A 10,360-nucleotide genomic window follows, 5' to 3' on the forward strand; every position below is an offset into this window, starting at 1 on the left:
GGCGCGGCATGCCGGCGAAGGCGGACGGATAGGCGTCGTCCGCGCTCTCCGTCAGGTCGTGGGCCAGCCCGTTCTCCGCCGTCCCGCCCGCGAGGGTGCCGCGGCCCACGCGGATATCCACGCGGCGCACGCGCCGGTTTTCCTGCTGCCAGAATTTGTTGAGACGGTCGCCGTAATGGCTGCGCACCCAGTCGCGCAGGAAGCGCGTCGGCAGGTGCACCGTGACCTCGTCGCCGTCGAGCGCACCGAGGGTCATCTGCCGCAGCCAGGTGCGGTACTCGACCTCGCCCACTTCGGCCTGCAGGCGGGCGCGTATCCGTGCCCACTGGGTCGCCAGATCGGAAGCGCCGGCCGGTTCGCTGTGGCCCGGCGCTTCTTCCCGCTGAAGCTCTCCGCTGTCCGCTGTCAACGTCCCCGCCCCCGACGCCGCCTCGGCCTCGCGCCGAAGCCGTAGCAAGCCACCATGGTCGCCTCCTGCCTGTGTCGGCAGCCTCTGGCGCCCATGTTCCCCCGACCGCCGACCCGCCCGGCCAGCAACTAAATCTTATTCCATGTGGGGCATGGCGACAATCAGAAACTGGGTATTGTTACAGTCGATCGAATAACCGCCGCCGCGGCGACAGTTAAGGATCGCGACAATCAAGAAATAAAATTGTCAGTATTTCAGTATTACAAGGCGCGGGGCGCCCTGGGGCGCAACCCGCAATATCCCGTGACAGCCGACGGCCCAGCGGGCGCCAAAAGGGCGCGGCGCCGACGCGTTCAGGTGGCCTGACCAAGCGCCTTGATGCGGGCGCTCAGGCGCGACAGCTTTCGCGCGACGGTGTTGTCGTGGATCACGCCCTTGGTGGCCGCGCGCTGCATCTCCGGCTGCGCCACGCGCAGCGCCTCGCGCGCCTTGGCGTGATCGCCGCCGGCAATCGCCTCTTCGACCTTCTTGATGAAGGTGCGCATGCGCGACCGGCGCGCCTGGTTGCGCGCGGTACGGACGGCGGTCTGACGGATGCGCTTACGCGCGGAAGCGGTATTGGCCATTCTTGTATTGCTCTGTTTCGTCGTGTGACTTCGGCGTCTGACTCAAAACACCGCGCGACCGACGGCCGTCGCGGCTGCGGACTGACTGGATGCCGGCGCGGAACAGACCTGCGCCTGTCAGCCCATTCCGATCAACCATGCGTAACCCCGGACCAGCGATGCGTCAGATGCGTGAGGCGGACAGCCACGAAACCCGCATGGCCCGCCCGACGATCCCCGCCGCCAGCCGAGCCTCGCGTTCTATGCACCCCCCCGGGGGGAGTCAAGAAACGAAGCGGCGGCCGCGGCGGTGCCGGCCTATGCGCGGCGGGCGAAACGCGGCTTGCGCTTTTCGGCGAAGGCCGCCATCCCCTCGCGCTGATCGGCGGTGCCGAACAACGGCATGAACACCGACCGCTCGAAGCGCACGCCCTCGGCCAGCGTGACCTCGTAGCTGCGGTTGACCGACAGTTTGGCGATGGCGACCGCGACCGGCGACAGCGCGGCGATCCGCGCGGCGAGCTTCATCGCCTCGTCCAGCAGGTCCGCCGCCGGGACGACGCGCGAGACGAGGTTGGCCCGCTCCGCCTCCGCCGCATCCATGAAGCGCGCCGACAGAATCATTTCCATCGCCTTGGACTTGCCCACTTGGCGCGTCAGCCGCTGCGTGCCGCCGGCGCCGGGTATCACGCCCAAGTTGATTTCAGGCTGCCCGAATTTGGCAGTATCGGCGGCCAGGATGATGTCGCACATCATCGCCAGCTCGCAGCCGCCGCCGAGGGCGAAGCCCGCCACCGCGGCGATCACCGGCTTGCGGATGCGGGTGATCGTCTCCCATTTCGCGATGAAGTCGTCCTCCAGCACGTCGGGATAGGTCCGGCCCTGCATCTCCTTGATGTCGGCGCCGGCGGCAAAGGCCTTCTCGTTGCCGGTCAGCACGATCGCGCCGATCGCGGGGTCCGCGTCATAGGCGAGCAGCTGCTCGCCCAGCTCGCGCATCAGCTGATCGCACAGCGCGTTCAGCGCCTGCGGCCGGTTCAGCCGGATCAGCGCCACCGCTCCCTGCACCTCGGTCGCAATCATCTCGTGCGCCATTACGCCTCTCCCTCCGAAACCGTGCGGACCCTAGCTAGCGCTGGGTGCGGGGGCAATGGAACGTGCTGCGGCCCGCCTGCACGATGCGCGCGATGCCCGCGCACGCGGGCGGACCAGGACACCGTTCGCAGGCCTGCGCCTCCCGCCCGTAGACCTTCCAGGCATGCTGGAAATATCCCAACTCGCCGTCCGGCTGCACGTAGTCGCGCAGGCTCGATCCGCCGGCGGCGATGGCCTCGGCGAGGGTCGCGCGGATGGCCGTGACCAGCCGCCCGGCACGCCGTCCGGCGACGCTGTGCGCCAGCCGGCGCGGACTGAGGCGGGCACGGAACAACGCCTCGCACACATAGATATTCCCGAGCCCCGCCACCACGCGCTGATCGAGCAGCGCCGCCTTGATCGGCGTGCGCCGGCCGGTCAGCGCGACGGACAGCCGGGCGGCGTCGAATTCGTCCTCCAGCGGCTCCGGCCCGAGGCCGGCAAGCAGGCGATGCCCGTCCTCCGCCGACGTCGCCACCAGATCGGCGGCGCCGAAGCGGCGGGGATCGACCAGACCCACGCGCCAGCCGTCATCGGTCTCCAGCACCAGATGCTCGTGCGGGCCCGGCGGCCGGGCGTCGCGGGGCGCGATCAGCATCCGTCCGGACATGCCGAGATGCAGCAGCAGGCTGAGCCCGCCGTCGAGACGCATCAGGATATATTTGCCCCGCCTGCGGAAGCCGGTCACGCGCGCCCCGGTCAGCGTCGCCGCGAGGTCCGGCGGCAGCGGCCAGCGCAGATCGGCGCGATGCGCGGCGGCATGCACGATCACGCGGTCCTGCAGCCGCGCGCGCAGGCCGCGCATCACCGTCTCGACCTCGGGGAGTTCCGGCATGGCGTGGTTCCACGCTATACGGGAGCCGGCATGAGCGAAACCAGCGAGACCGATTTTGGCTTCACCCGCGTCCCGGTGGACGCCAAGAAGCCCATGGTGCGGGCGGTGTTCGACAGCGTCGCGCGCCGCTACGACGTGATGAACGACCTGATGTCGCTCGGCGTGCACCGGGCGTGGAAACGCATCTATGTCAACGCGCTGCGGCCGTCCCCCGGACGCACGCTGCTGGATCTGGCCGGCGGGACGGGCGATATCAGCTTCGGCTGGCTGCGCCGCGGCGGCGGCCCGGCGCTCTGCACCGACATCAATGCCGCCATGCTCGCGGTGGGACGCGACCGCGCCGCCGGGCGCGGGTTCCTCGACCTCGGCTTCGCGGTGGCGGACGCCGAGGCGCTGCCCTTCCCCGACCGCTCGTTCGATACGGTGTCGATGGCGTTCGGCCTGCGCAACTGCACCGACAAGGCGGCGGTGCTGGCGGAGGCGCGGCGCGTGCTCCGCCCCGGCGGCCGCTTCGTGTGCCTGGAGTTCAGCCGCCTGCAGGTCGCGGCGCTGCAACCGCTGTACGACGCCTGGAGCTTCCGCGTGCTGCCGCGCCTCGGCCAGGCGGTTGCCGGTGATGCCGACAGCTACCGGTATCTGGCCGAGAGCATCCGCGTCTTTCCCGATCAGGAACGTCTGGCGGCGATGATGCGCGCGGCCGGGCTGTCGCGCGTGAGCGTGCAGAACCTGTCCGGCGGGATCGCCGCCATCCATGCCGGCTGGCGGCTGTGAGCGCGCCGGCATGACCGGACTCGCCGGCCGCCGCGTGCTGCTGATCGTGGGCGGCGGCATCGCGGCCTATAAGGCGCTGGAGCTGATCCGCCTGCTGCGCCGCGCGGACGCGTCGGTCACGACGGTCCTGACGCGCGCGGGCGCCCAGTTCGTCACCCCGCTGTCGTTGCAGGCGCTGAGCGAGAACCGCGTCTATGCCGACCTGTTCTCCCTGACCGACGAGAGCGAGATGGGACACATCCAGCTCTCGCGCGCCGCCGACCTGCTGGTGGTCGCCCCCGCCACCGCCGACCTGATCGCGCGCATGGCCGCCGGCATCGCCGACGATCTGGCGACGACGGTGCTGCTCGCGACCGACAAGCCGGTGCTGATCGCGCCGGCGATGAACGTGCGCATGTGGCATCACCCCGCCACCGTCGCGAACATGGCGACGCTCGGCGCGCGCGGCGTGCATGTCGTCGGCCCCGAGGAGGGGGCGATGGCGTGCAACGAGCACGGGCTCGGCCGGCTCGCGGAGCCGCCGTCCATCCTCGCCGCCGTCACCGACCTGCTGAACCCGCGGCGACCGCTCGCGGGGCGGCACGCGATCGTCACCTCCGGCCCGACGCAGGAGCCGATCGACCCGGTGCGCTACATCGCCAACCGCAGCAGCGGCCGGCAGGGCCACGCCATCGCCGCCGCCCTCGCCGGCCTCGGCGCGCGCGTCACGCTGGTCAGCGGCCCGGTCGCGCAGCCCGATCCGCCGCATGTCGAGGTGGTGCGGGTGGAGACCGCCGACGCGATGCTCGATGCCGTGCGACGCGCCCTGCCCGCCGATATCGCCGTGTTCGCCGCCGCCGTCGCCGACTGGCGGGTCGAGCAGGCATCGGTCCACAAGCTGAAGAAGACGCCGGGCGCCGCGCCGCCCGCGCTGGTGCTGGCCCCCAATCCCGACATCCTCGCCACCATCGCCGCCGGCACGCCGCGCCCGCGCCTCGTGGTCGGCTTCGCGGCGGAGACCGACGACGTGGAGGCCAACGCCGCCGCCAAGCGCGTGCGCAAGGGCGCCGACTGGATCGTCGCCAACGACGTCTCCCCGGCGACCGGGATCATGGGCGGGGCGGAGAACGCCGTGTCCATCGTCAGCGCCGACGGGATCGAGGAATGGCCCCGCCTGCCGAAGGACGAGGTCGCACGCCGCCTCGCCCGGCGCATCGCCGCGGCCCTGGCCTGACGGGCGCGCGGCGTGGCGGGGGACGATCCGATGCGGGATGTCGAGATCAAGGTGCTGGACGACCGTCTGCGCGACTGGGGCCTGCCACGCTATCAAAGCGGGCACGCGGCGGCGATCGACCTGCATGCGTGCCTGGACGCGCCGCTCGCGCTGCCACCCGGGGCACCGCCCGCGCTGCTCTCCGCGGGCTTCGCGCTGCTGATGGGCGACCCATCCATGGCGGCGCTCGTGCTGCCCCGCTCCGGGCTCGGGCACAAGCGGGGTCTGGTCCTGGGCAACCTCGTCGGGCTGATCGACCCCGACTACACCGGCCCGATCCTGGTCAGCGCCTGGAACCGCGGCGCGCCGGGGACGGAGCCCGTCGTGCTGAGCCCCGGCGAACGGTTCGCGCAGCTGTTGTTCGTGCCCATCCTGCGGCCCCGGCTGCGGGTGGTCGAGGCGTTCTCGGCCGTCACGGCGCGCGGCGCCGGGGGCTTCGGCTCGACCGGCTGACCACGCCGCCGGCCCCGGCTCCGACACGAAAACATCACGACGGCGCGGGCGACCAGGGACGTGACAGCGCGCCGCCCGCTGCGCTATGCGCCCGAACTCTGTTCCATCGGGGTCGCCGATCCCAGTCGCCGGCAGAGGCAGCATGTCCGCTACGACCTATCCCGCGGCGGCGCTCGGGCGCCGCCTGCCGAATGCCTGGGACATCGCGGCCATTCTCTGCGTGGTCGGGCTGCTGGTCGGGCTCGCGAGCGAGGCGCGCAGCACCTTCGCGCCGATCAGTGCCCTCAGCCACGACGCGATCAGCCTCGATCCGGCCTATCTGCCGGACTACGCGGCGCGCACCACGCTGCGGATGTTCGCCGCCCTCGCCTTTTCGCTGCTGTTCACCTTCACCTTCGCCACCTTCGCGGCCAAGAGCCGGCGCGCGGGTCTGATCATGATCCCGCTGCTCGACATCCTGCAAAGCGTGCCGATCCTCGGCTTCCTGACCTTCACCGTCGTGTTCTTCATGAGCCTGTTCCCCGGCCGCGTGATGGGGCTGGAGCTGGCGGCGATCTTCGCGATCTTCACCAGCCAGGCCTGGAACATGGCGTTCAGCCTGTACCAGTCGCTCAAGACGCTGCCGCCGGATCTGGTGGAGGCGGCGGATGCGTTCCGCCTCTCGCCGTGGCAGCGTTTCTGGCGTCTCGATGTGCCGTTCGCCGTACCGGGCCTCGTGTGGAACACGATGATGTCGATGTCGGGCGCCTGGTTCTTCGTCGTCGCGTCCGAGGCCGTCAGCATCGGCGACAACACGTTCAAGCTGCCGGGGATCGGCTCCTACGTGCAGGTGGCGCTCGATGCCGGCGACATACGCGCGGTGGGCTATGCGATCGTTGCCATGCTCGTCGTCATCCTCGCCTACGACCAGCTGCTGTTCCGTCCGCTCGTCGCCTGGTCGTCGAAGTTCCGTTTCGAGCTGACCGCCGGCGCGATCACCGCCGATCCGTGGATGCTGCGCCTGATCCGCCGGACGCGGCTGCTGCGCCTCGCTGGCCAGTGGGTCGGCGGGCTCGTCGATCAGGCGACGGGGCTACGGCTCGCGCTGTGGCGGCGTCCGCGCGCGTCCGCCGGCCCGGCGCGGCCGTCGCGCATCGGGGACGTGGTGTTCGGCATCGTCGTCGTCCTGGTGGTCTTCTATGCCGGCTGGCAGATCGCGCGCTTCGTCGCGACGCCCGCGCCGAAATCCCCGCCGCTCGGCTGGGCGGACGTGCTGACCACGCTGCGGCTCGGATCGTACACGCTGCTGCGGGTGGTGATCCTGATGGTGGCGGCGACGGTGATCTGGGTGCCGATCGGCGTCTGGCTCGGCCTGCGGCCCACCTGGGCGCGACGCGCCCAGCCGCTCGCGCAGTTCCTCGCGGCGTTTCCCGCCAACCTGTTCTATCCGCCCTTCGTCGTGGCGATCCTGTATTTCCACCTCAACACCAACATCTGGCTGACGCCGCTGATGGTGCTGGGCACCCAGTGGTACATCCTGTTCAACGTCATCGCCGGCGCGGCGGCTTTTCCCGGCGACCTGCAGGAAGCCGCCGAGAACTTCCAGGTCGGCGGCTGGCTGTGGTGGCGCAAGGTGATGATCCCCGGCATCTTCGCCTATTACGTGACCGGCGCGATCACCGCCTCGGGCGGGTCGTGGAACGCGGCGATCGTCGCGGAAGTGGTGAGCTGGAAGGGCACGCAGCTCTCGGCGGCGGGCCTCGGCGCCTATATCGCGCAGGCATCGACCGACGCCGACATGAAGCGCGTCGTGCTCGGCGTCACCGTCATGTCGGTCTATGTGCTGCTGCTCAACCGGCTGGTCTGGCGGCGGCTGTATGCCTACGCCGCCCGGCGCCTGACGTTCAGCTAGTCGGCAAGCCCGCCCGCGGGGCGAAGGAGACGAACCATGGACAGCGTCACCACCCGTGCGGCCCTGGTGCAGGTCGAGCGCTGCCGGCAGGCCTATCACAAGGACAGCAACGCCGATCTGGTGGTGCTGGACGACGTGAACCTGACCTTGCACGACGGCGAGCTGGTGGCGCTGCTCGGCCGGTCGGGCTCCGGCAAATCCACGCTGCTGCGCGTCGTCGCCGGGCTGCTGAAGCCGACCGCGGGGACGGTGCTGTGGCGCGGCAGTCAGGTGACCGGCCCCGCCGACGGTGTCGCCATGGTGTTCCAGAGCTTCGCGCTGTTCCCCTGGCTGACGGTGCAGGAGAACGTCGAGCTCGGGCTGGAAGCCAAGGGCGTCGCCCGCGCCGAGCGCGAGCGGCGGGCGGAGGAGGCGATCGACCTGATCGGCCTCGGCGGCTACGAGAACGCCTATCCCAAGGAACTGTCGGGCGGCATGCGCCAGCGCGTCGGCCTCGCCCGCGCGCTGGTCGTGCATCCCGATCTGCTGCTGATGGACGAGCCGTTCAGCGCGCTCGACGTGCTGACGGCGGAGACGTTGCGCACCGACCTGATCGACCTCTGGAGCGAGGGCAAGCTGCCGATCAAGTCGATCCTGATGGTGACGCACAACATCGAGGAGGCGGTGCTGATGGCCGACCGCATCCTGGTGTTCAGCTCCAACCCCGGCCGCGTCGCCAACGAGCTGGCGGTGACCTTCCCGCACCCGCGCAACCGCCTCGCGCCCGCGTTCCGCCAGCTGGTGGACGACATCTATGCGCTGATGACCCGCCGGGCCCCCGCGCCGAAGACGCCCCCCAGCGCGGCGGCGGCGCTGGCGATCCCGCTGTCGCCGGTCTCGACCAACCTGATGGCCGGCCTGATCGAGACGCTGGCCGCCCCTCCGTACGACGGGCACGCCGACCTGCCGGCGCTGGCGGCGGTGCTGCAACTCGAACTGGACGAGCTGCTGCCGCTGGGCGAGGCGTTGCAGCTTCTGCACTTCGCGCTGCTGGAGGAGGGCGATATCCGCCTGCTGCCGACCGGGCGGGAGTTCGCCAGCGCCGACACCGATGCGCGCAAGGTGCTGTTCGCGACCGCGCTGCGCGCCAACGTCCCGCTGGTCGCCGGCATCCGGCAGGTGCTGGACGAACGGTGGAACCACCGGGCGAGCGCGGTCCGCTTCCGCGACGAGCTTGAGGATCACATGTCCCCCGACTATGCCGAGGCGACGCTGCGCACGGCGATCGCCTGGGGGCGCTACGCCGAGCTGTTCAGCTACGACGAGGAGGCGGACCAGTTCAGTCTCGACGAGATCGAATAGACCGGACCCGCCGCGCGTTCCTCGGCCTGCTGGGGACGGCGGCCGCGGGACGTTCGCACCCCGCGCGGGCGGCACCGCCACCCGACACCGCGGTGGTGGCCCGCCGGCTGGACGACATCACCAGCTTCGATCCCGCCGAATCCTACGAGTTCACCAACAACGAGATCGACGGCAACTGCTATCGCCGGCTGGTCGCGCCGGACCCGGACGATGCGCGCCGGCTGGTGGGCGACGTCGCGGCGGCATGGGACGCCGCGCCCGACGGCAGCCGCTTCACCTTTCACCTCAGGCCGGACGTGACCTTTGCCACCGGCCGGCCGGTCACCGCCGACGATGCCGCGTTCAGCCTCGCGCGCGTGGTGCGGCTCGACCGCGCGCCGGGCTTCATCATCCGCCAGTTCGGCTGGACAGCGGACAACGTGGACCGGCTGATCCGGGCGGAGGATGCGCGCACCCTGGTGCTCGACGTGCCGCGTCCGGCGGCCGCCGGCTATGTGCTGCACTGCCTGTCCGCCAATGCCGGCAGCATCGTCGATCGCGACACGGTGCGCGCGCACGCCGTGGGCGACGATCTCGGACGCGGCTGGCTCGCCCGGCACACCGCCGGCGCCGGCCCCTACCGGCTGACCGCGTTCGAGGCGAGCGACCACGTGACGCTGGAGCGCAACCCGCACGCGGCGGGACCGGCCCGCATGGCCCGGATCGTCCTGCGCCACGTGCCCGACCCGTCGGCGCAGCGGCTGCTGCTGGCGCGCGGGGACGTCGATATCGCCCGCGACCTGACCGCCGATCAGCTGGCGGGGCTGGCCGGCGATCCGCGCTTCTCGCTGGTGTCGGCGGCGCAGGCGACGTCGCTCTACGTGGCGATGAATCAAGCCCATGCGCTGCTGCGCGCGCCCGACATGATCGCCGCCCTCAAATGGGCGATCGACTACGACGGCATCGCGGCCTGGCTCACCCCGCGCACCTGGGACGTCTGCCAGAGCTTCCTGCCGTCCTGCCTGCCGGGCGCGATCGGCGACCGTCCGTATCACCACGATCCCGACCGTGCCCGCGCACTGCTGGCCCGCGTGGGCGTGGCGCGCGGCACGCCGGTCACGCTCGATTTCGCGACCGCCGCCCCCTCGGCCGACATCGCGCAGGTGATCCAGGCCAACCTCGCCGCGATCGGCCTCGCGGTCACGCTGATCCCCGGCGATCAGCGGCAGGTCATCACCCGCACCCGGCAGCGCCGCCACCAGCTCGCGCTGATGGGCTGGGGCGCGGACTACTTCGACCCGAACTCCAACGCCCAGGCGTTTTGCGAGAATCCCGACGACGGCGAGGACGGGCCGCTGAAGATCGTCGCGTGGCGCAGCCATTACCGCGATCCGGCGCTCGATGCCGCCAGCCGCGCCGCCGGGCGGGAGACCGACGAGGCGCGGCGGCTGGCCGACTACGCCGCGCTGCAGCGCCGGTTCATGGCGACCGCCCCGTTCGTGATGCTGCTGCAGCAGAACGCCGTGGCGGCGCTGGGCCCGGGAGTCGCAGGATTGCGTCTCGGCGCGCTGCCCGACTTCACCCGCTACGGAACGATCACCAGGCATTGACCGGCCCGACCGCCCCCGACCTCGCCGACGCAGACCTGGCGGATACTCTCCGGCCGGCCGGCATGGACCGCGCGGCACGG

At 71.1% G+C, this 10,360-nt stretch carries 10 protein-coding genes; 6 read left to right on the plus strand and 4 right to left on the minus strand.

Features of this window, described 5'->3' with window-relative positions:
- The 4 genes from B8460_RS05175 to mutM form a co-directional block, all read right to left on the minus strand.
- The coding region (locus B8460_RS05175) for a DnaA N-terminal domain-containing protein (protein WP_373855680.1) at positions 1-409 on the minus strand (409 nt) is incomplete at its 3' end.
- Between the two features lie 353 nt (positions 410-762).
- A complete protein-coding gene (rpsT, locus tag B8460_RS05180) occupies positions 763-1,035 on the minus strand; it encodes a 30S ribosomal protein S20 (protein ID WP_048860516.1) in 273 nt (90 codons plus the stop codon).
- Positions 1,036-1,332: 297 nt separating this feature from the next.
- The gene (locus tag B8460_RS05185) at positions 1,333-2,109 is read right to left on the minus strand and encodes an enoyl-CoA hydratase (protein WP_048860517.1); all 777 of its coding nucleotides are present in this window, start codon (positions 2,107-2,109) and stop codon (positions 1,333-1,335) included.
- A 34-nt stretch (positions 2,110-2,143) separates the two neighbouring features.
- Positions 2,144-2,983: a bifunctional DNA-formamidopyrimidine glycosylase/DNA-(apurinic or apyrimidinic site) lyase gene (gene mutM, locus B8460_RS05190; RefSeq protein ID WP_048860518.1), complete on the minus strand. Its 840-nt coding sequence runs from the start codon at positions 2,981-2,983 to the stop codon at positions 2,144-2,146.
- Positions 2,984-3,013: 30 nt separating this feature from the next.
- Between mutM and B8460_RS05195 the strand changes: the two genes are divergently transcribed.
- The 6 genes from B8460_RS05195 (at position 3,014) to B8460_RS05220 (ending at position 10,280) form a co-directional block, all read left to right on the plus strand.
- On the plus strand, positions 3,014-3,754 hold the full coding sequence (locus B8460_RS05195; protein ID WP_048860519.1) for a class I SAM-dependent methyltransferase: 741 nt from the start codon (positions 3,014-3,016) through the stop codon (positions 3,752-3,754).
- Positions 3,755-3,764: 10 nt separating this feature from the next.
- A complete protein-coding gene (coaBC, locus tag B8460_RS05200; RefSeq protein ID WP_048860523.1) occupies positions 3,765-4,967 on the plus strand; it encodes a bifunctional phosphopantothenoylcysteine decarboxylase/phosphopantothenate--cysteine ligase CoaBC in 1,203 nt (400 codons plus the stop codon).
- Positions 4,968-4,997: 30 nt separating this feature from the next.
- On the plus strand, positions 4,998-5,459 hold the full coding sequence (dut, locus tag B8460_RS05205; RefSeq protein WP_048860524.1) for a dUTP diphosphatase: 462 nt from the start codon (positions 4,998-5,000) through the stop codon (positions 5,457-5,459).
- A gap of 142 nt (positions 5,460-5,601) precedes the next feature.
- On the plus strand, positions 5,602-7,350 hold the full coding sequence (locus B8460_RS05210) for an ABC transporter permease (protein ID WP_048860520.1): 1,749 nt from the start codon (positions 5,602-5,604) through the stop codon (positions 7,348-7,350).
- Between the two features lie 36 nt (positions 7,351-7,386).
- On the plus strand, positions 7,387-8,691 hold the full coding sequence (locus B8460_RS05215) for an ABC transporter ATP-binding protein (protein ID WP_048860521.1): 1,305 nt from the start codon (positions 7,387-7,389) through the stop codon (positions 8,689-8,691).
- 95 nt (positions 8,692-8,786) lie between these two features.
- Complete coding sequence (locus B8460_RS05220; RefSeq protein ID WP_158322722.1) at positions 8,787-10,280, plus strand: ABC transporter substrate-binding protein; 1,494 nt, start codon at positions 8,787-8,789, stop codon at positions 10,278-10,280.
- Positions 10,281-10,360: the final 80 nt, after the last annotated feature.

The organism is Acidisphaera rubrifaciens HS-AP3 (assembly GCF_000964365.1).
Lineage (GTDB): Bacteria > Pseudomonadota > Alphaproteobacteria > Acetobacterales > Acetobacteraceae > Acidisphaera > Acidisphaera rubrifaciens.

Excerpts from the sequence above, each read along its gene's own strand:
- mutM (WP_048860518.1), bottom strand. The coding sequence starts at position 2,983 with ATGCCGGAACTCCCCGAGGTCGAGACGGTGATGCGCGGCCTGCGCGCG.
- dut (WP_048860524.1), top strand. The coding sequence starts at position 4,998 with ATGCGGGATGTCGAGATCAAGGTGCTGGACGACCGTCTGCGCGACTGG.
- coaBC (WP_048860523.1), top strand. The coding sequence starts at position 3,765 with ATGACCGGACTCGCCGGCCGCCGCGTGCTGCTGATCGTGGGCGGCGGC.
- B8460_RS05215 (WP_048860521.1), top strand. The coding sequence starts at position 7,387 with ATGGACAGCGTCACCACCCGTGCGGCCCTGGTGCAGGTCGAGCGCTGC.
- B8460_RS05185 (WP_048860517.1), bottom strand. The coding sequence starts at position 2,109 with ATGGCGCACGAGATGATTGCGACCGAGGTGCAGGGAGCGGTGGCGCTG.
- rpsT (WP_048860516.1), bottom strand. The coding sequence starts at position 1,035 with ATGGCCAATACCGCTTCCGCGCGTAAGCGCATCCGTCAGACCGCCGTC.
- B8460_RS05195 (WP_048860519.1), top strand. The coding sequence starts at position 3,014 with ATGAGCGAAACCAGCGAGACCGATTTTGGCTTCACCCGCGTCCCGGTG.
- B8460_RS05210 (WP_048860520.1), top strand. The coding sequence starts at position 5,602 with ATGTCCGCTACGACCTATCCCGCGGCGGCGCTCGGGCGCCGCCTGCCG.